This is a genomic window from Pseudomonas sp. IT-P100 (assembly GCF_949767185.1).
GTDB classification, from domain to species: domain Bacteria; phylum Pseudomonadota; class Gammaproteobacteria; order Pseudomonadales; family Pseudomonadaceae; genus Aquipseudomonas; species Aquipseudomonas fluorescens_B.
On the sequence record NZ_CATKQK010000044.1, the window covers coordinates 45113 to 68879 of the forward strand.

21 protein-coding genes are annotated in these 23767 nt (G+C 60.6%); 9 read left to right on the forward strand and 12 right to left on the reverse strand.

Annotated elements, in window-relative coordinates; all coding sequences use genetic code 11:
• Window positions 1-49: 49 nt before the first annotated feature.
• The 4 genes from ACM6IQ_RS22450 to ACM6IQ_RS22465 all read right to left on the reverse strand — a co-directional run bounded on the left by ACM6IQ_RS22450 (window position 50) and on the right by ACM6IQ_RS22465 (window position 5059).
• Window positions 50-529 (reverse strand): glycine zipper domain-containing protein, encoded by a 480-nt coding sequence (locus ACM6IQ_RS22450; protein ID WP_414879894.1) that lies wholly within the window; start codon window positions 527-529, stop codon window positions 50-52.
• A 363-nt stretch (window positions 530-892) separates the two neighbouring features.
• Window positions 893-3241 (reverse strand): FdhF/YdeP family oxidoreductase, encoded by a 2349-nt coding sequence (locus tag ACM6IQ_RS22455; protein ID WP_017335929.1) that lies wholly within the window; start codon window positions 3239-3241, stop codon window positions 893-895.
• Window positions 3238-4077: a formate dehydrogenase accessory sulfurtransferase FdhD gene (gene fdhD / locus ACM6IQ_RS22460; RefSeq protein WP_017335930.1), complete on the reverse strand. Its 840-nt coding sequence runs from the start codon at window positions 4075-4077 to the stop codon at window positions 3238-3240. The genes ACM6IQ_RS22455 and fdhD overlap by 4 nt, the downstream gene beginning before the upstream one ends.
• Window positions 4078-4171: 94 nt before the next feature.
• On the reverse strand, window positions 4172-5059 hold the full coding sequence (locus ACM6IQ_RS22465; protein WP_017335931.1) for a LysR family transcriptional regulator: 888 nt from the start codon (window positions 5057-5059) through the stop codon (window positions 4172-4174).
• A gap of 136 nt (window positions 5060-5195) precedes the next feature.
• Here ACM6IQ_RS22465 and lysM point away from each other — a divergent pair, with 136 nt between their 5' ends.
• The gene (lysM, locus tag ACM6IQ_RS22470; protein WP_017335932.1) at window positions 5196-5636 is read left to right on the forward strand and encodes a peptidoglycan-binding protein LysM; all 441 of its coding nucleotides are present in this window, start codon (window positions 5196-5198) and stop codon (window positions 5634-5636) included.
• A 144-nt stretch (window positions 5637-5780) separates the two neighbouring features.
• On the opposite strand, the gene yrfG is transcribed toward lysM, so the two are convergent.
• Window positions 5781-6443 (reverse strand): GMP/IMP nucleotidase, encoded by a 663-nt coding sequence (gene yrfG / locus ACM6IQ_RS22475; RefSeq protein ID WP_017335933.1) that lies wholly within the window; start codon window positions 6441-6443, stop codon window positions 5781-5783.
• A gap of 90 nt (window positions 6444-6533) precedes the next feature.
• Between yrfG and nudE the strand changes: the two genes are divergently transcribed.
• Window positions 6534-7100 (forward strand): ADP compounds hydrolase NudE, encoded by a 567-nt coding sequence (nudE, locus tag ACM6IQ_RS22480; RefSeq protein WP_017335934.1) that lies wholly within the window; start codon window positions 6534-6536, stop codon window positions 7098-7100.
• Entirely contained in the window at window positions 7097-7924 is an 828-nt protein-coding gene (gene cysQ / locus ACM6IQ_RS22485; RefSeq protein ID WP_017335935.1) for a 3'(2'),5'-bisphosphate nucleotidase CysQ, read from the forward strand. Before nudE ends, cysQ begins: the two co-directional genes overlap by 4 nt.
• Before the next feature lie 174 nt (window positions 7925-8098).
• Here cysQ and ACM6IQ_RS22490 read toward each other — a convergent pair whose 3' ends face one another.
• Genes ACM6IQ_RS22490 through rfbB form a run of 7 tightly spaced genes read right to left on the reverse strand, consistent with a single transcriptional unit; the run spans window position 8099 to window position 15184 of the window.
• Window positions 8099-8554 (reverse strand): thioesterase domain-containing protein, encoded by a 456-nt coding sequence (locus tag ACM6IQ_RS22490; protein ID WP_017335936.1) that lies wholly within the window; start codon window positions 8552-8554, stop codon window positions 8099-8101.
• A gap of 40 nt (window positions 8555-8594) precedes the next feature.
• Entirely contained in the window at window positions 8595-9980 is a 1386-nt protein-coding gene (locus ACM6IQ_RS22495) for a sigma-54-dependent transcriptional regulator (RefSeq protein ID WP_017335937.1), read from the reverse strand.
• The gene (locus tag ACM6IQ_RS22500) at window positions 9977-11785 is read right to left on the reverse strand and encodes a sensor histidine kinase (RefSeq protein WP_414879895.1); all 1809 of its coding nucleotides are present in this window, start codon (window positions 11783-11785) and stop codon (window positions 9977-9979) included. The genes ACM6IQ_RS22495 and ACM6IQ_RS22500 overlap by 4 nt, the downstream gene beginning before the upstream one ends.
• A 36-nt stretch (window positions 11786-11821) precedes the next feature.
• The gene (gene rfbD, locus ACM6IQ_RS22505) at window positions 11822-12691 is read right to left on the reverse strand and encodes a dTDP-4-dehydrorhamnose reductase (protein WP_414879896.1); all 870 of its coding nucleotides are present in this window, start codon (window positions 12689-12691) and stop codon (window positions 11822-11824) included.
• Window positions 12688-13233, reverse strand: coding sequence for a dTDP-4-dehydrorhamnose 3,5-epimerase (gene rfbC, locus ACM6IQ_RS22510; protein WP_017335940.1), 546 nt, complete (start codon window positions 13231-13233; stop codon window positions 12688-12690). Before rfbC ends, rfbD begins: the two co-directional genes overlap by 4 nt.
• The gene (gene rfbA, locus ACM6IQ_RS22515; RefSeq protein ID WP_017335941.1) at window positions 13230-14105 is read right to left on the reverse strand and encodes a glucose-1-phosphate thymidylyltransferase RfbA; all 876 of its coding nucleotides are present in this window, start codon (window positions 14103-14105) and stop codon (window positions 13230-13232) included. The genes rfbC and rfbA overlap by 4 nt, the downstream gene beginning before the upstream one ends.
• Complete coding sequence (rfbB, locus tag ACM6IQ_RS22520; protein ID WP_017335942.1) at window positions 14102-15184, reverse strand: dTDP-glucose 4,6-dehydratase; 1083 nt, start codon at window positions 15182-15184, stop codon at window positions 14102-14104. Before rfbB ends, rfbA begins: the two co-directional genes overlap by 4 nt.
• Before the next feature lie 176 nt (window positions 15185-15360).
• Between rfbB and ACM6IQ_RS22525 the strand changes: the two genes are divergently transcribed.
• From ACM6IQ_RS22525 to ACM6IQ_RS22550, 6 genes are all read left to right on the forward strand, one after another.
• Complete coding sequence (locus ACM6IQ_RS22525) at window positions 15361-18273, forward strand: aminotransferase (RefSeq protein WP_414879897.1); 2913 nt, start codon at window positions 15361-15363, stop codon at window positions 18271-18273.
• Between the two features lie 311 nt (window positions 18274-18584).
• Window positions 18585-19463, forward strand: a complete 879-nt coding sequence (gene aguB / locus ACM6IQ_RS22530; protein WP_017335944.1) for an N-carbamoylputrescine amidase — start codon at window positions 18585-18587, stop codon at window positions 19461-19463.
• 4 nt (window positions 19464-19467) lie between these two features.
• Window positions 19468-20574 (forward strand): agmatine deiminase, encoded by a 1107-nt coding sequence (gene aguA, locus ACM6IQ_RS22535; protein ID WP_017335945.1) that lies wholly within the window; start codon window positions 19468-19470, stop codon window positions 20572-20574.
• A gap of 244 nt (window positions 20575-20818) precedes the next feature.
• Window positions 20819-21031: a hypothetical protein gene (locus tag ACM6IQ_RS22540; protein ID WP_017335946.1), complete on the forward strand. Its 213-nt coding sequence runs from the start codon at window positions 20819-20821 to the stop codon at window positions 21029-21031.
• A gap of 314 nt (window positions 21032-21345) precedes the next feature.
• Complete coding sequence (locus ACM6IQ_RS22545) at window positions 21346-22014, forward strand: DsbA family protein (protein WP_414879898.1); 669 nt, start codon at window positions 21346-21348, stop codon at window positions 22012-22014.
• Between the two features lie 242 nt (window positions 22015-22256).
• The gene (locus tag ACM6IQ_RS22550) at window positions 22257-23543 is read left to right on the forward strand and encodes an OprD family porin (protein WP_017335948.1); all 1287 of its coding nucleotides are present in this window, start codon (window positions 22257-22259) and stop codon (window positions 23541-23543) included.
• Window positions 23544-23767 lie beyond the last annotated feature (224 nt).

The following is a 23767-nucleotide window of genomic DNA, read 5'->3' on the forward strand; positions in this document are numbered from 1 at the left end:
CCGTGGGCTGCGACTTTTTGATCTACCGGTAAACGAGGCGATTCAAGCCTCAGTCGCGATAGCGATGTTTGTGCTTGCGATGACCGTAGTGGTGGCCACGATCATGGTGACCATCACGGTAGTAGCGACGATCACCGCCACGATGAGAGCGACGATCATCGTCCTCATCGCTCTTGTTGCCCATGTAGTTACCCAGCGCGCCACCGGCGCCGCCACCTGCCGCGGAGCCGATCAGGCTGCCGGTGGTGCCGCCCATGCTGCGACCGACCACGTTACCGCCCGCTGCGCCCAACGCACCGCCAATGGCCGCTTCGCCACGGCTGCGTTTGTCTGCGCCGACTGCGCTACCACCCGCGCCGCCCAGGGCTGCGCCGATGGTGGAACCTGTGTTGCCGCCTAACGATTGACCGACGACCGAGCCCAAAACCCCGCCCAATGCGCCGCCCACACCTGCTTCGGTGGTGCCTCCGGCAGAAGCTAAGCCACTGACCAGGCCAAGGGACAACAAGAGAATCGAGGAGAACTTCATAGAGGAACCTCAAGGGGATGACGGCGCGATCCTGAGGCTGAGGCAGGGTGCTTACAATCGAAATCCGACGAATGACACGACTTCAGCAGATATACCTAAGTTACTGTTTTTTGGGCGGAACTTAAGTGTTTTTCGCCGGTCTTTAGCTACTTCGGACAGGCCGTTTTTGTGAAAAAACGGCCTTTTTTGTGGGCGTTGGGAAAGTTGGCTTGCCGCTGAAAATCAGGCGCGTACATCGTGTTGTGGCGAGGGAGCTTGCTCCCGCTGGGTCGCGAAGCGGCCCCAAAAAAAGCAGCGGCGGCTGCGCAGCCGAGCGGGACGGTGCGGCGTTCCGACAAGCTTCCTCGCCACAGGGTGTGCGCGTTAAGCCGACTTGGCCATGATCAACCCGGTCTCACTCGCCGCTTCCAACCGGATCGCCACAAACTTCGACGTCGGCGTATGGCTGCCATCCCCGGTGCTCTCCAGAGGCACCAGCGGGTTCACTTCCGGGTAATACGCAGCTGCTTGCCCCGCAGGAATATCAAACGCCAGCAGCGTGAAGCCCTTCACCCGACGCTCTACGCCATCGTCCCAGATCGACACGATGTCGGCCTTCTGCCCAGGCTTGAAGCCCAGGCGAATAATGTCGGCTTCGTTGACGAACAACACGTCACGCTGACCTTTCACGCCGCGATAACGGTCATTCAAGCCATAGATCGTCGTGTTGTATTGATCGTGGGAACGCATTGACTGCAGGATCAGGTCCGGCAATACGCCAGTGGCGCGGGTGCGTTCGTGCACCAGGTCCTTGGGCAATACGTTCGGGCGGAAATTGGCCCGGCCTGATGCAGTGTTCCATTTGCGCGCACCGGCACTGTTGCCGAGGTAAAAACCACCAGGGTTCTTGATCCTCTCGTTGAAGTCCTTGAAGTTGGGAATGGTGTCGGCAATCAAGTCGCGGATGCGGTTGTAGTCCGCTACCAGCCAATTCCAGTCCACGGGGTGGCTGCCCAGCGTGGCGGCCGCGATACCGGCAAGAATCGCCGGCTCCGAGCGCATCTGGTTCGACAGCGGCTCCAACTGGCCATTGGAGGCGTGGACCATGCTGAACGAGTCTTCGACGGTCACTGCTTGAGGGCCTTCGGTTTGCCGGTCGATGTCGGTCCGGCCCAGGCACGGCAGGATCAGCGCGTCTTTACCGTGGGCCAGGTGGCTGCGGTTGAGCTTGGTGCTGATCTGCACGGTCAGGTCACAATTGCTCAGCGCCTGGAAGGTCCGCGGACTGTCAGGGGTGGCTTGGGCGAAGTTGCCACCCAGGGCGATGAACACTTTTGCCCGACCTTCGGCCATGGCGTGAATCGCTTCAACCACGTTGTGGCCGTTTTCACGCGGCACCTTGAACTGGAAACGACGTTCCAGGGCGTCGAGGAACGCCACCGGCGGACGCTCGTTGATACCCATGGTCCGGTCGCCCTGCACATTACTGTGGCCACGCACCGGGCACAGGCCCGCGCCCGGCCGCCCGATGTTGCCGCGCAAGAGCATCAGGTTGGCGATTTCCTGGATGGTCGCCACCGAATGACGATGCTGGGTGATACCCATGGCCCAGCACATGATGACGTTCTTGCCTTTGGCGTACATGCGCGCGGCTTTTTCGATTTCGACTAGGGGCAGGCCAGATTGCTCGACGATCTGCTCCCACGAGGTGTCGTCGACGACGCCCAGGTAGTCCAGCACGTTGACGCTGTGTTCATTGAGGAAGTCGTGGTCGAACACGGCAGGCTCACCCGCCTTCTGCGCATCGCGCTCCCATTGCAGCAGGAACTTGGCCATGCCGCGCATGATCGCCATGTCGCCGCCCAGTGCCGGACGGAAGTACGCGGTGTTGGTCGGCTTGTCGCCGTTGGTGAGCATTTCGAGCGGGTGTTGCGGGTGCTGGAAACGTTCCAGTCCCCGTTCTTTCAGCGGGTTGATACACACCACTTGAGCGCCACGTTTGACCGCTTCGCGCAACGGTTCGAGCATCCGTGGGTGGTTGGTGCCGGGGTTCTGGCCCCAGACGAAAATCGCATCGGCGTGCTCGAAGTCATCGAAGGTCACGGTGCCTTTGCCGACGCCAACGCTCTGCGACAACGCAACACCGCTGGCCTCGTGGCACATGTTCGAGCAGTCGGGGAAGTTGTTGGTGCCGTAGGCGCGCACGAACAATTGATAGAGGTACGCCGCTTCGTTGCTGGCACGTCCCGAGGTGTAGAACTCGGCCTGGTCCGGGCTCGACAAACCGCGCAGATGCTTGGCGATCAGGGCAAACGCATCGTCCCAGCTGATCGGTTGGTAGCGATCGGTTTCGGCGTTGTAGCTCAATGGCTCGGTCAGGCGGCCCTGATATTCAAGCCAGTAGTCGCTCTGCTCCAGCAGCTGGGTGACGCTGTGTTTGGCGAAGAACTTGCCGTCGACACGGCGTTTGGTCGCTTCCCAGTTCACCGCTTTGGCGCCGTTCTCGCAGAACGCCACCATGCCGGCTTCATTGGAATCGCCCCAGGCGCAACCGGGGCAGTCGAAGCCGCCGTTCTTGTTGGTCTTGAGCATCATGCGCAGGTTTTTCAGCGCGTTGTCGCTGGTCAACCAGGCCTGGGCAACGCTGATCAGCGCGCCCCAACCACCGGCCGGGCCTTTGTAGGGCTTGTAGCGGGGGACGGGTGTCTGGTCGGCTTGACGATGTTGACTCACGCTTGATTCTCCAACGCAGGGCTATATACCCGCGGCGCACTTTTCTGCGGCAGGTGGATGAGATTGAGGTTATGGCGGCGGGCCCATTGCACGGCCAGGCCCGTGGGCGAGGACAGGCTGACGAGGGTCTGGATGCCTGCGCGCAACACTTTCTGGATCAATTCGAGGCTGCAACGGCTGGTGACAATCGCCAGGCCGCCGGTGGTCGGGATTTTTTGCCGGATCAGCCCGCCGATCAGTTTGTCGAGGGCGTTGTGCCGGCCAATGTCTTCGCGACCCAGCAGCAATTCGCCTTCGGCGTTCATGAACACCGCCGCATGCACCGCGCCGCAATGCTGACCCAGAGGCTGAAACGCGCTGATGCGCTGGCGCAAGCCGTCAAGCCATTCGGCGGGTGGCAGGGGGGCGCCGGGCAACACCTTGAGGTCCGGCAAGGCCTGCTCCACCGCTTCCACGCCACACAGTCCGCAACCGCTGGTGCCGGCCAATTGCCGACGCTGCTGCTTGAGGTTCCAGAAGGCGCGGTTGGCGATGGTCACTTGCGCGTATTGCGCCGAACCCGAGCCGCTGAGTTGCAGGTCATAAATGTCGGAGGCGTCTTCGATGATGCCGCTGCCGAGGCTGAAACCGACAATGAAGTCTTCCAGATCCGTTGGCGTCACCAGCATCACCGCCTGGCTGATGCCGTTGAAGGCAATCGCCAGCGCGACTTCTTCGGCCAGCGCGGTGCTGGCCGATTCGGTGTATTGAAGATCGCTGTAACTGTAGGTTTGGCTGGCGGCGGGCGCGGGCGCTTCGAGGGCTGGCGCCGCGCAAACAGGGCGCTTGGCTTTCATCAGGCATCACCGACGGTTTAGTCAGGTTTAAGCCTATGCGCGTCAAAGTGTCGCGTCTAATCGCTATTACTGATCTGCCGATAGATGACATCGATCAAGAGATGGTTGGCGATTTCTGATAGATCGCAAAACAGGCTTCCGCCAGCGCTGACCGCGGCGCGCTGCGACGCATGATCAGCCCCAGTTGGCCGAGGGTCTGCGCGTTTTCGATCGGTTGCAAACGCAGATGATCGGTCAGGTTTTCCAGCCCACCGTCCAGCGGCATCACCGCGCAACACAAACCACCGTGCACAGCTTGTAACAGTTGATGCACGGCATCGGTCTGCAACAGCGGCTGGGGGGTGAGGCCGCGGCTGTGGAAATTGTGATCGATGGACTGGCGGAAATGCATGCCGCTGGTGAGCATGCCCAGCGGCAGTTCGATCAACGACTCCCAGCTCAGCGGTGCCTCGCCGAACGTGAAGAAGCGCTGATCGTAGAGCAGGCCCATGCGGGTTTCGCTGAAGGTCAGGGAGTCGAAGCGTTCGGCGTCCAGGCGTTCCAGGTACGACACGCCCAGGTCCAGGCGATTGTTCGCCAGTTGTTCGAGGATCTGCTCGGAGCTCAGCGCAGAGAGTTCGAAACGCAGGTTCGGGTGTTCGGTGTGCAGGCGTTGTAGCAGGGGCAGCGGATCGAAACTCGACAAGGGCACCACGCCCAGACGCAGCGTACCGACCAGGTTGCCGCGACAGGCGGCGGCCTCGGCCTGCAAACCGTCACAGGCCGCCAGCACGGTGCGCGCCCAGGCCAGCACTCGCTCGCCAGGCGCGGTAAAGCCTTCGAAGCGTTGGCCGCGGTTGACCAATGGCAGCTCCAGCTCTTCTTCGAGGCTGCGCAGACGCATGGACAAGGTCGGCTGGGTGATGTGACAACGTGCGGCGGCCTGGCCGAAGTGACGGGTTTCGTCGAGGGCGATGAGGAATTTCAGTTGCTTGATGTCCATCTTCGCTCCAGGGCGCGGGAAGGTCGGGATTCTAGCGCCTGGGGGCAAGCGGCGTCATTGGTCGGGTGAGAACCGAGGGTTGCAACCTTGGTCTAGGCTTTTGCGTCTGGAACCCAAAACCCAAGGAGCGTGCACCATGAGTATTTTTAGCTTTGTGAAAGAAGCAGGCGAAAAACTTATCGATCTGCTGACACCCGGCAATGCCAATGCCAGCGAGCAGTTGAAGGAACACATCAGCAAGGTCGGCCTGGGTAACCCGAATGTGCAGGCGACAGTGGATGGCGACAAGGTCACGGTGACAGGTGAAGTCGGCAGTCAGGAAGAGAAGGAGAAGATTCTGTTGGCGGTGGGCAATATCGCCGGTGTCGGGAGCGTGGATGACCAGATTACGGTGACCGGGCCGGTGGTGAAGGCTGCGACCTTTGTCACGGTTGTGAAGGGCGACACCCTGAGTGCGATTTCCTTGCGCGTGTATGGCGATGCCAACAAGTATCAGAAAATCTTCGAGGCCAACAAGCCGATGCTCAAGGATGTGAACAAGATTTATCCGGGGCAGTCGTTGCGGATTCCGGAGTAACACATAAACCTGTGGCGAGGGAGCTTGTCGGAACGCCGCACCGTCCCGCTCGGCTGCGCAGCAGCCGCAATTCTCTGAAGGAAACTTCAGCCAGATTGGGAGCGCTTTGCACTCCAGCGGGAGCAAGCTCCCTCGCCACAAGTCTCAAAGCCCGGCAATCAGCTCCCGATAATCGATCACCGCCACAAACTCCGCCGTGTCTTTCGGCCCTTTGCGGCTGTCCGGTTCCCGCACTGCCAACAAATGCGCAACACCGAAATCCCGCGCACTGCGCAGGATCGGCAACGTATCGTCGATAAACAGGCTGCGCGCCGGATCGAAGCCGATGTCCGCCTGCAAGGCCTCCCAAAACTGCGGATTCTCCTTGGGGAAGCCGTAATCGTGAGAGCTGATCAATCGCTCGAAGTAGGGCGCCAGTTCAATTCGTTCCAGCTTCAGTGACAACGAGTCCCGGTGCGCATTGGTGATCATCACCACCCGTTTGCCCGCCTTCCTGATCGCCTCCAGAAATGTATCCGCATCGGGGCGCAAAGCGATCAGGTGCGCGGTTTCCAGTTTCAGTTCGCGCACCGGCAGCTTCAGCTCGGCGCTCCAGAAATCCAGGCAATACCACTGCAACTGGCCGGCGTTGCGTTCGAACAGCGGCTGCAATTCCATCTCGGCCATGGCCCGGCTCACCCCGTGCAACTCGGCGTAACGCTGGGGCAAATGCTCCAGCCAGAAATGATTGTCGAAATGCAGGTCCAGCAGCGTGCCGTCCATGTCCAGCAGAACGGTGTCGATGTCGCGCCACGGCAGCAGTGACATAAAAAACTTCTCCAACGGTAAAAAAGATATCCGAGGTCAACAATCAGGATAGGCCGGGTATAGTAACGCGTTCACGCCAAGGAGCTTTTCATGCGCCAGAAACCCACCGTCCTCGCCCGCGAGATTGTCGCCACCAGCCGTTTATTCTGCGTCGAAGAGCTGAAACTGCGCTTTTCCAATGGCGTGGAGCGCACATATGAACGACTGGTCGGCAAGGGCGCCGGGTATGGCGCGGTGATGATCGTGGCGATGATCGATGCAGACCACGCGGTGCTGGTCGAGGAATATTGCGGCGGCACCGATGAATACGAGCTGTCTTTGCCCAAGGGCTTGATCGAACCGGGTGAAGACGTGTTGGCGGCGGCGGAGCGCGAGCTCAAGGAAGAAGCCGGTTATGGCGCACGACAGCTGGAGCATCTGACCGAGTTGTCCTTGTCGCCGGGTTACATGAGCCAGAAAATTCAGGTGGTCCTGGCCACCGACTTGTACGAAGAACGGCTAGAGGGTGACGAGCCCGAACCTATGGGCGTGGACAAGATCAATCTGCGTGAACTGTCCGGCCTGGCACAGAACCCGCGATTCACCGAGGGCCGTGCCTTGGCGGCGCTGTACCTGGCCCGCGATCTGCTGACTCAGCGCGGGGTATTCCTGCCATGAATTTTCCGCATCCCTTGATGGCGCCGGTGGTTGAACTGGCACTGAAGGCTGGCGACGCCATCCTGCCGTTTTGGCGTACCGGCACTGCGGTGACCGCCAAGGCTGACGATTCACCGGTCACCGCGGCCGACCTTGCCGCTCATCACCTGATTCTGGCCGGGCTGACCGCGCTGGACCCAAGCATTCCGGTGTTGTCCGAAGAGGACGCCAACATCCCGCAGAGCGTGCGTGCCGGCTGGCAGCGCTGGTGGCTGGTCGATCCGCTGGACGGGACCAAGGAGTTCATCTCGGGCAGCGAAGAGTTCACCGTCAACATCGCGCTGATCGAGCAAGGTCGCGTGGTGTTTGGTGTGGTGTCGATGCCGACCAACGGGCGTTTCTATGTTGGCGGTGCGGGTCTTGGCGCGTGGCGTGGTGATCGAGAAGCCGAGCCATCGCCGATTCAGGTTCGCAATGCTCTGGCTCCTGGAGAGGCGTTCACGGTCGTTGCCAGTCGTCGGCATTCAAGCCCTGAACAAGAACGCTTGCTGGCCGGACTGAGCGACAGCCTCGGTGAGTTGCAACTGGCCAATATCGGCAGTTCGCTGAAATTTTGCCTGCTGGCGGAAGGCGCGGCCGATTGTTATCCGCGCCTGGCACCGACTTCGCAGTGGGATACGGCGGCGGCCCAAGGTGTGCTGGAAGGAGCCGGCGGTGAAGTGCTGGAGTTGAGCGGCGTGCCGTTCAGTTATCCGGCGCGGGAGTCTTTGCTGAACGAGTTTTTCCTGGCGCTGCCGGCGAAGGCTGCCTGGCGGGAAAAACTGCTGGAACTCGCCCGTTCCTGATCTGCGCACACGCCTTGTGGCGAGGGAGCTTGTCGGAACGCCGCACCGTCCCGCTCGGCTGCGCAGCAGCCGCAATTCAGGCACCGGGATTTAAATGATATCGCGCGGTGGCTGGCCTTGGGGCCGCTCCGCGACCCGGCGGGAGCAAGCTCCCTCGCCACAGGTGTTGTGTCGTTATCGGTGAAGGACGTACTGCCCGGTGAACGTTACTGCATCGTCATCGCTATCGGCATTCACAATCCGTGAGTGCAACGTCAACCGCGCCCGCCCATAGCGTCCATACATCGCCAAGAACTTCTTCCATACCGCCGCACTCGGCGCCTGGCAAATCGCCGTCGCGTCCATGGTCACCGGCAGCGGATAGCTGATCTGCCCTTCCTGGATCACGATGTGCCCGTCCTCAATCCCTTCCTCGCGCAGACGCAAGTGCAGCCAGCCCCAGCCCGCCAGCACCGCGCCGCAATACAGGCTGCCGCCGAACATGGTGCTCTTGTGATTGACGTTGGCTTCCAGCGGCAAGTACAGGCGCAATTGCTGGTCATGCCAGTCGAGCACTTTGACGCCCATGGCCTGCGTCAGGGGAATGTCGCGGTGCAGGACTGATTCCAGATGACGACTGTCGCGGTTCATGAATGGGCCTTTTGCTTGAGGAGTAAGGATTGACGGTCACTCAATCGAGTTCGTCGGTCGGGTGATGGTCGGCAAAGTTCAGCCCGTGCTTGCGCAGTTTGTCGTGCAAGGTCTTGCGCGGAATGCCGAGGGCTTCGGCGAGGCTGCGGACCGAGCTGTGAGAGCGCGCCAGTTCGGCGGCAATCAGCGATTTCTCGAAGTTTTCCACCTGTTCGCTCAATCCGCCGCTGAACGCTTCAACCGTTGTGCTCGCTCCAGCCTCCGGCGCGCTGTTGTCCAGTGCCAGTTCCAGGCCCAGGGCGAAGCGTTCGGCGGCGTTCTGCAATTCCCGCACGTTACCCGGCCAGGTGTGACGCAGCAGCAGCGCCCGTTGCCCCGGTTGCAGTTCATGGGGCGGCAAGCCATGGCGAGCGCTGGCTTCATCGGCAAAATGCTGGAACAGCATCAGCGCATCTTCACCGCGTTCGCGCAGCGGCGGAATCCGCAGCGGTGCGACGTTGAGACGGTAATACAAGTCGGCGCGGAAGCGTCCCTGATCGGCGGACTGGCGCAGGTCTTCCTTGGTCGCGGCGATGATGCGGATGTCCAGCGGGATCAGCTGATTGCCCCCCAGACGCTCGACCACCCGCTCTTGCAGCAAGCGCAGCAGCTTCACCTGCACGTCCAGGCTCATGCTTTCGATTTCATCGAGGAAGACCGTGCCGCCGCTGGCGAATTCGAACTTGCCGATACGGCGCTTCTGCGCCCCGGTAAACGCGCCCGGTTCATGACCGAACAACTCGCTTTCCACCACTGATTCGGCGAGGGCCCCGGCATTAATGGCCACGAACGGGCCGTTACGCCGGTTCGACAAATCGTGCAGGGCCCTGGCCACGACTTCTTTGCCGGCACCGGTTTCGCCGAGGATCAGCACGTCGGCCTTGGTCGCGGCCAGTGCACCGATCTGTTCGCGCAAACGCAGCATCGGCGCCGATTGCCCGACCAGTCTTGCGCTCAGTTCATTGCGGTCGCTCAGGGCCAGACGCAGACTGCGGTTGTCCAGCACCAGCCGGCGCAAGGCCAATGCACGGCGCACGCTGTCGAGCAGGGCGTCGCTGGCGAAGGGTTTTTCCAGAAAGTCATAAGCGCCGGTGCGCATCGCTTGCACGGCCAGCGGCACGTCGCCGTGACCGGTGATCAGCAGCACGGGCAGCTCCGGGTCTTGCGCGTGCAGTTCGGTCAGTAACTCAAGACCGTCCATGCCCGGCATGCGAATGTCGCTGACCACTACCCCCGGCCAGTCACGCTCCAGTTGCCCGGCCACGCCCTTGGCTTCGGCGAGTGGCAGGATTTTCAGGCCCGCCAGGTCCAGCGTCTGGCTCAAGGCTTGGCGCAGATGCGGATCGTCGTCGATCAACACGACCTGGATGCGGTTGTCGATGGTCATGCACTTCGGTCCTCGGACGGTTGCAGGCTCACGCCCGGTGCGCCTGCGCGCAGTTTCAGGGTAATCAAGGCACCGCCTTCCTTGTGGTTGGCGAACGACAGTTCACCCCCGAAGGCGCGCATCAGGGTCTCGCAAATCGCCAGCCCCAGGCCCAGGCCCTGCGTGCGGGTCTTGGTGGTGTAGAAAGGCTCGCTGGCGCGGCCGAGGGCTTCCATGCAAAAGCCAGGGCCGTTGTCGCGAATGTACAGAATGACGCCATCGGCGGTGGATTGGGCACTCAACCAGAGTTTACGCGGCGGGCCTTTTTCCGTCAGCGCGTCCAGCGCGTTGGCCAGCAGGTTGCCGAGCACCTGACGCAAACGGGTTTCCCCGGCTTCGACCCACAGCGTGGCGGCCGGCAAATCGCGGATCAACTCGACCTCCATGCTCCGCCGGCGCTTGGCCAACAGCGCCAGCGCGTCATCCAGCGCCGGTTGCAGCGCAACGCTTTCCGGGGCGTGGCGATCACGCCGGGCAAAGGCACGCAGGTGCGCGATGATTGAGGCCATGCGCCCGGTCAGTTCGCTGATCAGCTTGAGGTTGCCGCGCGCATCGTCGGTGCGCTCGTGATCAAGCAGCACTTCGGCGTTTTCCGCGTAGCTGCGAATCGCCGCCAGCGGTTGATTGAGTTCGTGGCTGATGCTCGCCGACATGGTCCCGAGCGCCGACAGCTTGCCCGCCTGCACCAGATCATCCTGGGCGCGCACCAATTCCTGCTGGGCATTTTCACGCTCCAGCACTTCCTGTTTCAGCCGACGGTTGAGGCCTTCGAGGTCGCTGGTGCGTTCGGCGACGCGGCCCTCCAGTTCCCGACGGGCCTTGGCTTCGAAGGCGATTCGATCGAGGTAGTGGCGGCGGCGTTGCATCATCAGGCCGAGCAGCAGCATCAACACCAGCAGCGTCGCGCCGCCAATGGCGACCACCGTGCGCACCGGGCGGTCGATCAGGGTGCGCGGCGCAAGGATGCTGACGCTCCAGCCGGTTTCGTCGATCTGCCGGGTCTGGGTCAGCCACGCGTCCGGATCAAGGTTCAACGGCTTGGGTTCTCGGGTCGGGTAGGGCTGAATCGCGGTGATTGCCTCGCGCTCCGCGTCGCTCAACGGACGGGTCGCGCGAAAACGCCATTCCGGCCGCGAAGTGAGAATGACCACGCCGTTGTGGTCAGTCACCAGCAGTTGTTCCGGGGTTTTGCCCCAGAGGCTTTCGGTGTGGTCCAGGTCAACCTTGACCACCAGCACGCCGATGATTTTTTCGCGATCCCGGACCGCGGCTGCGAAGAAGTAGCCACGTTTGGCCGACGTGGTGCCCAGGCCGAAGAAGCGCCCCAGACGCCCGGCCATGGCTTCACTGAAATACGGCCGAAAGGCGAAATTGCGCCCGACGAAACTGTCGTGTTTGTCCCAGTTGGAGGCGGCGAGCGTCTTGCCCGTGGTGTCCATCAGGTACATGACTTCGGCGCCGGTCTGGGCGCTGATGTTTTTCAGCAGCCGGTTGGCGTTGCCTTGGATGACGCCATCATCCGGTGCAGACAGGTCAGCACGCAGGGCCGGCAGGTCGCCAAGAATCTGCGGCAGCACTTCATAGCGATGAAGTGTGCCCAGTAGGTTGGCGACGTACAGGTCGAGGGTCTGACGGTTCTGCCCGGTCAGTTCGCTGCGGTAATAACGCTCGGCCAGATGCTCCAGCGGCCACAGCAATGGCGCGAGGCACAGCGCAAGCAGAGCCAGGCTGCGCCAGCGGGGTCGGCGTGGAAGGGTCGAGTTCATGAGCATCAGGCGCCTGTGGGTACAGGCGCATTATGCCTAGGCTTGTCCGGCAAGACACTCGCGCAGCGCGGTTTGCCAGTCAGGTTGACTGAGGCCCCATTCGCGCTGCAGGCGACTGCAATCCAGGCGCGAGTTCAGCGGGCGGCTGGCGGGTGTCGGGTAGTCGCTGGTGGTAATCGGCAGCAGGTTTGCGCAAGGCTTTCCCTGTTCCCGCAGCGCTTCGCCGATGGCCTGGGCGAAACCGAACCACGAGGTCTCACCCTGCGCGGTCAGGTGATAAGTGCCCCAGGCGCCAGTCTCGCCGGCCTGCCAGCGTTCGATCAGGGCGAGGGTGCTGTTGGCGATCGTGCCGGCCCAGGTGGGTGCTCCGATCTGGTCGGCGACGATGCGCAGCTCCGGTTTTTCCTGCAGAAGACGTTGCATGGTCAGCAGGAAGTTGCGGCCGTGGGTCGAATAGACCCAACTGGTGCGCAAGATCAGGTGCTTGCCTTTTACCGCCGTAATCGCCTGTTCGCCGGCGAGTTTGCTCTTGCCGTAAACGCCCAATGGGTGAGGTTCGTCAGCTTCGTTGTAAGGCGCAGTCTTGCTGCCGTCGAACACGTAATCGGTGGAGTAGTGGATCAGCGGGATGCCCAGCGCCGCCGCTTCTTCCGCCAGAATGCCTGGGGCCTCCGCGTTGACGGAGAACGCCGCTGCTTTCTCGCTTTCAGCCTTGTCGACCGCCGTATAAGCCGCGGCGTTGATGATCAGGTCGGGACGAACACGCCGCACCTGCTGGCGGATCTGTTCCGGTTGCGCCAGGTCAAGCTGATCGCGTCCCGGAACGATCAACTCGCTCAGAGCGCCCAGGCGATGCTGTAACTCACGTGAAACCTGGCCCTGCTGGCCACAGATGAGTATTTTCATGGAAACAGATCAACTTCTTGCAAGGTTTTGCCGTGCTGATCCCTGGCCGAAAGCTTGGGTGCCTCCTCCAGTTGCCAGTCGATGGCAAGTGTTGGATCGTCCCAACGGATGCAACATTCGGCGGACGGATTGTAATAGTCGGTGGTCTTGTAGAGGAACTCGGCGAAGTCACTCAGCACCACGAACCCATGGGCAAAACCTTCCGGCACCCAGAGTTGGCGACTGTTTTCTGCGGACAAACGCACAGCAGCCCACTGGCCGAAATTCGGTGAGCTGCGACGTACATCTACCGCTACATCGAGCACTTCACCGGCCGTAACGCGCACCAGTTTTCCCTGGGTGTTTTCCAGTTGGTAGTGCAAGCCGCGCAGGACGCCCTTCTGTGAGCGGGAATGGTTGTCCTGAACGAACTGTCTCTTCAGGCCGGTCGCCTCTTCGAAGGCCCTGGCATTGAAGCTTTCGTAGAAAAAGCCGCGCTCATCCCCGAAGACCTTGGGTTCAAGGATCAACACACCGGGCAACGCGGTTTCAATCACATTCATTGTCCACCCTCAGCCAGTTTGTAAAGGTACTGACCATAACCGGTCTTGCCAAAATACTTGGCGCGCTCGAGCAAATGCTCGCGGTCGATCCAGTCTTTTTCGTAAGCGATTTCTTCGAGGCAGGCGACTTTCAACCCTTGGCGATGCTCGATGGTCTGCACATACTGGGACGCTTCGAGCAAGCTGTCGTGAGTGCCGGTGTCCAGCCAGGCGAATCCGCGGCCGAAGCGCTCGACCTGCAGATCGCCACGCTTGAGGTAGGCATTGTTGACGTCGGTGATCTCCAGTTCGCCGCGAGGCGAGGGCTTCACGGCCTTGGCGATCTCGATCACATCGTTGTCGTAGAAATACAGGCCGGTCACGGCATAGCTGGATTTCGGGGCTTTCGGCTTTTCTTCGATCGACAGGGCACGGCCTTCGTCGTCGAAATCGATCACGCCGAAGCGCTCCGGGTCTTTGACCCAGTAGCCGAACACGGTGGCGCCAGAAGGACGATTGACGGCGTTAATCAATTGCTCGCTAAAGCGTTGACCATGGAAGATGTTGTCGCCGAGGATCAGGCACACCGGATCCTTGCCAATGAATTCCTCACCAATCAGAAAGGCCTGGGCCAGGCCATCGGGCGAAGGCTGTTCGGCATAGCTGAAATGCACGCCGAACTGACTGCCGTCCCCCAACAGGCCGCGATATTGCGGCAGGTCCTGCGGTGTGGAGATCACCAGGATTTCCTTGATGCCGGCCAGCATCAGGACCGAGATCGGGTAGTAGATCATCGGTTTGTCGTAGATCGGCAGCAGCTGTTTGGACACGCCCAGCGTAATCGGGTGCAGACGCGTGCCCGAGCCCCCGGCCAACACAATTCCTTTCATCATGCGATCAACTCCTTGGTATTGATGGCGCCCAGTCGTTCACCCTGATAGCTGCCGTCCTGAACTCGGCGGCACCACTCCAGGTTTTCCAGATACCACTGGACGGTTTTGCGCAGGCCGGTCTCGAAGGTCTCTTCGGGCGTCCAGCCGAGTTCGCGCTCAATCTTGCTGGCATCGATCGCGTAGCGCAGGTCATGGCCAGGACGGTCCTGGACGAAAGTGATCAGGTCGGCGAAATGCGCGACGCCTTCAGGTTTGTTCGGCGCCAGCTCTTCGAGCAGGGCGCAGATGCCACGCACTACATCAATGTTCTTCTGCTCGTTGTGACCGCCGATGTTGTAGGTCTCGCCGACCACGCCTTCGGTGACCACTTTGAACAGTGCGCGGGCGTGATCCTCGACAAACAGCCAGTCGCGAACCTGCAGGCCGTTACCGTAGACAGGCAGCGGCTTGCCGGCGAGGGCGTTGAGAATCACCAGCGGGATCAGTTTTTCGGGGAAGTGGAACGGCCCGTAGTTGTTCGAGCAGTTGGTCAGCAACACCGGCAGGCCGTAGGTGCGTTGCCAGGCGCGGACCAGATGGTCGGAGGCCGCCTTGCTGGCGGAATACGGTGAACTTGGCGCGTACGGGGTTGTTTCCGTGAACAGGTCATCGACGCCATGCAGGTCGCCGTACACCTCGTCCGTGGAAATGTGGTGAAAACGGAAAGCGCTTTTTTCGGGCTCGGCCAGGGTCTGCCAGTAGGCGCGGGTTGCTTCGAGCAGGCTGTACGTGCCGACGATATTGGTTTGAATGAAATCCGACGGACCGTCGATGGAACGGTCGACATGGGACTCGGCCGCCAGATGCATGATCGCATGCGGCTGGAAACGGGCCAGTACGGCGCTGACGGTGGCCTGATCCACGATATCGGCCTGCACGAATTCGTAGCGTGTGTCGTTGGCAATGCTGGTCAGCGATTCCAGATTGCCGGCGTAGGTCAGTTTGTCCAGGTTGAGCACTTCATGCTCAGTATGCCGGATCAAGTGACGAACCAGGGCAGAGCCAATGAAACCGGCACCGCCGGTGATGAGAATACGCATGTTGGCCAGCCTTTTTCTGTAAGACGATTGAAGCAAATGAGCATAGCTTGTCGGCAGGAGAGGGGTGGTGCAATAGGGTTGTGACAGCTATTTGGGTTTTGTTGGGGACGCGGGGGTTGATTATCGACCGACGTGGTGGCGATATAAGCGACTAATAAAATTTCAGGGGTCGTTGTATGCCGCTCGCCACGTTGATTCATCGCGCCAGTTTGCCCAGCCCGCAGGTCTCTGCGGCGCAAGCGCTCGAGCTGCTCGAAGGGCATTACGGGCTGAGCGGAAAGCTGCAGGCGCTCGGCAGCCAGCAGGACCTCAACTACCGCGTTGACAGCCAGCATGGACGTTTCGTCCTGAAAATCTGCCGGGGCGACTATTCGGCGCTGGAGCTGCAAGCCCAGCATGCGGGGCTCAAGCATCTGGCCGAGCACTCCAAGGTGCCGGTGCCGCAAGTGATTTCCGCCCAGAACGGCGCTGACCTGCTGTCACTTGAAGTCGGCGGACAACCGGTGCATGTGCGCCTGCTCGAATACATCGAGGGCCAGTCGCTCACACACCTGGATCATTTGCCTGGGGCCGTGGTGGCCGGTTTCGGCCGGCTCTGCGGTGAAATGGACCAGGCGCTGGCCGATTTCAACCATGCGGGTCTTGAACGCACCCTTCAGTGGGACGCGCGCCATGCCAAGGCGTTGATCGCGCATTTGCTACCGGTCATCGAGGATGACGCGCAGCGAGCGTTGATCGCGCAAGTGACCGAAGACGCCGAGCGGCATTTGCAGCCGCTGGTGGACAAGTTGCCGGTGCAGGCCATCCACATGGACATCACCGATGACAACGTGGTCTGGCAGCGCGATTCGCAACGCCAGTGGCAACTGCAAGGCGTGATCGATTTCGGCGACCTGGTCCGCACCTGGCGCATCACCGACCTGTCGGTGACTTGCGCGGCGTTGCTGCACCATGCCGGTGGCGATCCGTTCTACATCTTGCCGGCGGTTCAGGCTTATCACGCGGTCAACCCGTTGCAACACGAAGAACTGCAGGCCCTATGGCCATTGATCGTCGCGCGGGCGGCGGTGCTGGTGCTCAGCGGCGAACAGCAGGTCAGCATCGACCCGGGTAACCAATACAGTCGCGACAACCTGACCCACGAGTGGGAGATTTTCCGCGTGGCGACCTCAGTGCCGCTGGCGTTGATGGAAGCGGCGATCCTCACCGCTGTCGGCCAGAGCCTGCCAGCCATCGGCAGTGAAGGCTTTGCGCCACTGCTGCCGAGCCTGGTCGGACGTGAATTTGCCTTGATCGACCTGGGTGTACTCAGCCCGCATTTCGAGGCCGGTAACTGGGAGCAGGAAGGGATCGATCAACGCCTGTTGAGCGAAGCGGCGGCGGCTCACGGTCTGGCCGCAAGCCGTTACGGACAATACCGTTTGTCCCGTACCCGCCCCGACAGTGCCAGCGAACCGGACACGTGCCCGCTGCATGTCGAGTTGCGGGTGCCCGATGGCACCGCGGTCGAATCGCCATTTGCCGGCGTGGTCCATCAACCGGCGCCGGGTGTGTTGCAACTCGACGGCCCACAGCTGAGCGTGCGGCTGTGGGGCGTGACGCCGTCGCTGCACACCGGCGCGGCGCTGGTCAAAGGCCAGGTGTTGGGCGCGGTAAGCGGTCCGTTGCGGGTGCAGTTGTGCCGAGGCGCTTCGTTCGATGCGCCGTTGTTCTGCACGCCGTCTCGTGCGGCGGCCTGGCAAGCGTTGTGTCCATCGCCGGCGGTGTTGCTGGGGTTGGCTTGCGATGCGGAGGTTGAGCTTGATTCGCAGACTTTGCTGGAGCGCCGCGACGCCAGTTTCGCCCGGACGCAGAAACACTATTACGTCGACCCGCCACGCATCGAACGCGGCTGGCGCAACCACCTGATCGACATGCAGGGCCGCTCCTACCTCGACATGCTCAACAACGTCGCGGTGCTCGGTCATGGTCATCCGCGCATGGCCGCAGTGGCCAGCCGCCAGTGGTCGCTGCTCAATACCAACTCGCGCTTCAATTACGCGGCGGTTGCCGAATTTTCCGAGCGTTTGCTGAGGTTGTCTCCGGATGGCATGGACCGGGTGTTCCTGGTCAACAGCGGCAGCGAGGCCAATGACCTGGCGATCCGTCTGGCATGGGCCTACAGCGGCGGTCGCGACATTGTCAGCGTGCTGGAGGCTTATCACGGCTGGACAGTGGGCGCGGACGCGGTCTCGACGTCGATTGCCGACAACCCCAGGGCCTTGAGCAGCCGTCCGGACTGGGTGCACCCGGTGACGGCACCGAACACCTATCGCGGTGAATTCCGGGGCCCGGACAGTGCGCCGGATTATGTGCGCAGCGTCGAGCACAACCTGGCGAAAATCGCCGGGCAAGGACGCCAGCTGGCCGGTTTCATTTGCGAGCCGGTGTACGGCAATGCCGGCGGCATCTCGCTGCCGCCGGGGTATTTGAAACAGGTCTACGGGATGGTTCGCGCCCAGGGCGGCGTGTGCATCGCCGACGAAGTGCAGGTCGGTTACGGGCGCATGGGTCACTTCTTCTGGGGCTTCGAAGAACAGGGCGTGGTGCCGGACATCATCACCATGGCCAAGGGCATGGGCAACGGTCAACCGCTGGGCGCTGTGATTACCCGTCGGGAAATCGCCGAGGCGCTGGAAGCCGAAGGTTATTTCTTCTCATCGGCGGGTGGCAGCCCGGTCAGTTGCCAGATCGGCATGGCCGTTCTGGATGTGATGGAAGAGGAAAAACTCTGGGATAACGCCCAGGTCGTGGGCGGGTATTTCAAGGAGCGTCTGGAAGCGCTGATCGATATTCATCCGCTGGTGGGTGCGGTGCACGGGTCCGGTTTTTATCTGGGCGTTGAATTGATCCGCGACCGCGAGACCCTGGAACCGGCGACCGAAGAAACCACGGCGTTGTGTGATCGCCTGCGGGAATTGGGGATCTTCATGCAGCCGACGGGGGATTATCTGAACGTCCTCAAGATCAAACCGCCGATGGTGACCTCGCGCCGCAGTGTGGATTTCTTTGTCGATATGTTGGCGAAGGTGCTCGCGGAGGGGCTGTAAATACATCTCCCCTGTGGGGGCGAGACGGGCTTGCCGGCGATATCGATCGAACATTCAAAATTTGTATCGACTGATCCACCGCGATCGCCGGCAAGCCGGTCTCGCTCCCACAAGAGGGAGGGCTTAATTCGATTATTATCCGGTTTAAGTGCTGTTGTTTTCGACGGAAGGAAGATTAATCGCTTTTAAAGCCGATTTTTATCGGCTATAAAGTCGCCATTGCCGCGGCGTGCCTCATCACGCCCGCCACTTCCCTTTCTGTCATCGGTCGATGGGAAACTCGACCCACAGCACTTGCCCGGAGATGATTCATGAGCCGTATCGTTACCGTCGCCGCCACCCAGATGGCCTGTTCCTGGGACCTTGAAGCCAACCTCGAAACCGCTGAAAGGCTGGTCCGTGAGGCTGCGGCCAAAGGCGCGCAGATCATCCTGATCCAGGAACTGTTCGAGGCGCCGTACTTTTGCCAGAAGCCCAATCCGGATTACCTGCAACTGGCCACAACGGTGGAAGAGAACGTCGCCATCAAGCATTTCCAGAAAATCGCCAGGGAACTGCAAGTGGTGCTGCCGATCAGCTTCTACGAACGGGCCGGCCGTGCGCGTTTCAACAGCATCGCGATCATTGATGCCGACGGCAGCAACCTCGGGATTTATCGTAAAAGCCACATCCCGGACGGCCCTGGCTACCACGAGAAGTACTACTTCAACCCGGGCGACACCGGTTTCAAAGTGTGGAACACCCGTTACGCGAAAATCGGCGTGGGCATCTGCTGGGATCAGTGGTTCCCCGAGTGCGCCCGCAGCATGGCGTTGCTGGGTGCGGAGATCCTGTTCTACCCGACCGCCATCGGCAGCGAGCCGCACGACAAGACCATCTCGTCCCGCGATCACTGGCAGCGTGTGCAGCAGGGCCATGCCGGCGCCAACCTGATGCCGTTGATCGCCAGCAACCGTATTGGCAACGAGGAGCAGGACGGGTACGACATCACCTTCTACGGCTCGTCGTTTATCGCCAACCAGTTCGGCGAGAAGGTCCAGGAACTCGATAAAACCGAAGAAGGCGTGCTGGTTCACAGCTTCGACCTCGACGAGCTGGAGCACATTCGCAGCGCGTGGGGCTCGTTCCGTGATCGTCGCCCGAACCTATACAATGCGCTCAAAACCCTCGACGGTTCCCTGGAGTCCTGACTGCATGACCACTTTAAACAGCACCCCGCGCGCCGACGGCTTCTACATGCCCGCCGAGTGGGCGCCACAAACCCAGACCTGGATGATCTGGCCCGAGCGTCCGGACAACTGGCGCCTGGGCGGCAAACCGGCGCAAGCCGCGCATGTGGCGGTGGCCAAGGCCATCGCGCGTTTCGAACCGGTCACCGTGGCGGTGTCCGCCGGTCAATACGAAAATGCTCGGGCGCGTCTGGACGTGCCGAATATTCGTGTGGTCGAGATGTCCAGCGACGACGCCTGGGTCCGCGACACCGGCCCGACATTCGTCATCAATAACCGCGGTGAAGTCCGTGGCGTGAACTGGGACTTCAACGCATGGGGCGGTTTTGACGGTGGGCTGTATTCGCCGTGGAACCGTGATTCGCAGGTCGGCGGCAAGATCCTCGAGATTGAACGCAGCCCGCGTTATCGCACCGAGGGCTTTGTGCTCGAAGGCGGTTCGATCCACGTTGATGGTGAAGGCACGCTGATCACTACTGAAGAATGCCTGCTTAACCGCAATCGCAACCCGCACTTGAACCGTGCAGAAATCGAAGCGGTGCTCAGCGCGAACCTGGCTGTGGATAAAATCATCTGGCTGCCGGACGGTTTGTTCAACGATGAAACCGACGGCCATGTGGATAACTTCTGCTGCTACGTGCGTCCGGGCGAAGTGTTGCTGGCCTGGACCGACGACCCGCAAGACCCGAACTACCCGCGCTGCCAGGCGGCGATGAAAGTGCTCGAAAGCAGCACCGACGCCAAGGGTCGCCCATTCACGGTGCACAAGATGCCGATTCCTGGGCCGCTGTATGCGACCGAAGAAGAATGCGCCGGTGTGGACCCGGTAGACGGAACCCAGGAACGCAATCCGACCGTTCGTCTGGCCGGTTCCTATGTGAACTTCCTCATCGTCAACGGCGGCATCATCGCGCCGAGCTTCGACGATCCGCTGGACGGCCCGGCCAAAGAGATTTTGCAGAGCCTGTTCCCGCAGCACGAAGTGGTCATGGTCCCGGGCCGCGAACTGTTACTGGGCGGCGGTAATATCCACTGCCTTACCCAACAGCAGCCTGCGCCGCACAAGGAGTGAGTGCCGTTGTAACAGCCTGAGTTGATTGAGAAATCACTCAGGCAACGGTTTTACTTCGGCACCTTGCAAGAAGCCCGCAGCCCGTCAGGACTGCGGGCTTTTTTGTATCCGCTGGTCGACTGTCCTGACACATTGGCACAGCTCTTGTATCTCTCCTGACGAGAAACAGGGAGGGGAGAACTTCGATGTTCTGTCATAAACCTTGGATAAGTTAGCCGCTCACAAACCAGGAGAGAGCGCGGAAATGAACGCCGAAATGAACGTAGTGAGCGAGCGGACACTGCATCCCCTGGCAGTAAACAGCGAATCGCTCCAGATCCTGGCGCACTGGTTGAAGTCCAATGGAACGCGTCAGATCAGGGAACCTGATCCGCGCCGGATGATGATCGAGCGCTACCCCGCTGGTTTATTCAGCGAAGCGGAGCTGGATGCGTTGTGGGATGTGATGGAAGGATAAAAAAGAACAACAACGGATTGATAAAAGCGCTGCCGGGAAGGTGGCGCTTTTTTTATGGGCGATGGTTGTGTGATCACTACAGTGCGACTCGAACACGATAGCTGCGGCTCACACCAGGCCCGCAGTGTTTAGACGCGGTAAGAGCGGGTCATTGGGTTTGCCCGGTCTCCAATTCGTGTCTTGGTAGTGACAGAACGAGGGCGGTATTCGACCGATTCCTGAAACAGTTTGAAAGCTATTCCGACGTTTTTCAGAAATAGAAGGAGGACTAATCTGCCGGCATCGAATTTCCTACCCTTTCGCCGGAGCCTCCCATGATCCTTCATTACATTTACGACCCATTGTGCGGCTGGTGCTACGGCGCAAAACCACTGGTGCAAACAGCCCGGGCAATTCTTCCGGTGATTGCCCATGGCGGCGGCATGATGACCGGCGCCCACCGCAAGAACGTCTCGCCACAGTTGCGCAACTACGTGATGCCCCACGATCGGCGAATCGCCGAGTACACCGCGCAGCCATTCGGCGAGGCCTACTTCGAAGGTTTGCTGCGCGATGAGACGGCGGTGTTCGATTCTGCGCCGCCGATTGCCGCCGTACTGGCGGCTGATCAGGTCGCTGACCGTGGACTGGCGTTGCTGGGCCGTTTGCAGAGCGCGCATTACGTGGAAGGTCGGCGCATTGCCGATGAAGCGGTGTTGTTTGAACTCGCCCACGAGATCGGCCTGGAACCTGAAGCCTTTCAGACCGCATTCAAAAACGCCGACACCGATCGCCACATCAAGGCCAGTCGCGACCTGTTGGCCAGCATCGGTGGTCATGGTTTCCCGACCTTCGCACTGGAGCAGGGTGGCCAGTTCACGCTGGTCGACATCGGGCCGTGGTTCGGCAAGCCGCAAGCCTTTGCGGCCTGGCTGATGCAGTCGCTTCCCGCACACGCCGCTTCATCCGGGTTTCAAACCTGTGGGCTCAACGGCTGCAATTAGAAAATTCTTAGACGATTTTCGCCTATTCACAGACGATTCATGAAATTGACACAGGGTTCAGGGCGGGACTAGGATTCGCCTCAACGCCTGTGGCCAACCGCCATGACTCAAAAATAATAAAAAGGCCCGCCGCGATTTTTCGTGGGCGGGCCTTTTTGTTTCGGGGTGAAAAAAGAGTGCGATAGCGCCGTTTCAGCCGTTCGACACAGCGCGTATCAACCCGTAATAAGGAAAAGAACAAAATGTTGAACAAGCGAATCAGCCTGATCGCTCTGGGGATGTTGAGCGCGACACAGGCCATGGCAAACGACCAGGCCGAATCCAAGGGTTTTGTTGAAGACAGCAGCCTCAAAGTGCTGCTGCGCAATGCCTACATGAACCGTGATTACAAAGACGGCCGACCGGACAAAGCCGAGTGGGGCCAAGCGGCCATCGGCACGTTTTCGTCCGGTTTCACCCAAGGCACCGTCGGTGTGGGTGTGGACGCGTTCGGTCTGTACGCATTGCGTCTGGATGGCGGCAAGGGCCGCACCGGCGCACAAGGTATCGACTTCTTCAAAAAAGGCGACAGCGGCAACGCGGCAGATGACCTGTCCAAAGGTGGCGCAGCGGTCAAATTCCGCCTCTCCAGCACCACGCTGACTTACGGCGACCAGATGCCGGCCCTGCCGGTGTTGAGCTACGACAACTCGCGCCTGCTGCCGGAAAGCTACACCGGCACCTTGATCACCTCCAAGGAGATCAAAGGCCTGGAGCTGAACGCCGGTCGCTTCACTGCCGAATCGCGCAAGAGCGCTGAAGGCCGTGACAGCGGTGGCTTGAAGTCGATCAACGTATTGGGCGGCAGCTACCAGTTCACCGAACAGTTCAAGGCGGCGGTGTACGCGTCTGACGTTGAAGACGTATTGAAGAAACAATACGTGAACGCCAACTACGTGTTCCCGATCGACAAGGATCAGTCCCTGACCCTGGACTTCAACGGCTACCGCACCAAGCTGGAAGATTCCTACGTCCGCGAAAGCGGTGCGACCGGTGACGACAACAAGATCTGGAGCCTGGCAGCGACCTTCGCCACCGGCCCGCACTCGTTCACCGTCGCGCACCAGCGCAGCACCGGCGACAGCAACCTGGGCTACGCCTACGGCGGCTATCAGAAGGATCAAGGTCGCGTCGGCGATGGCGGCAATACCATCTACCTGGCGAACTCCTACTGGTCCGACTTCAACGCCGAAGACGAACGCAGCTGGCAGCTGGGCTACGGTCTGGATTTCAGCACGTTCGGCGTTCCTGGTCTGAGCTACAACGTGGCTTACGTGCGCGGCGACAACATCACCACTTCCACCAGCGAAGGCGGTACCGAGCGCGAAATCTTCAACCAGTTCAAGTACGTCGTGCAAAGCGGCCCGGCCAAAGACCTGAGCATCAAACTGCGTAGCTCGATCCTGCGCGTGGCGCAGAAATCCAGCGAATACAACGTCAGCGGCAACGAAGTACGTGTGTTCGTGGACTACCCGATCAACATTTTCTGATGATCGGTTGCAGTATCGACGCCTGATTCAAGGCTGAGAAAGATGAGCCCCGACATGTTCGGGGCTTTTTTTCGCCTATCAAAAAGCGTTCAGGCGCTTAGGTTATTTCCTGCATCGGATCAGGACAGTTCCCAGTATCGAAGGGGAACAAGCCGATATTCATCACTGGATTAATCGATTGAAATACCGGACGAGAAATTCAGTTGATTGTCAGCGCTCCTCAA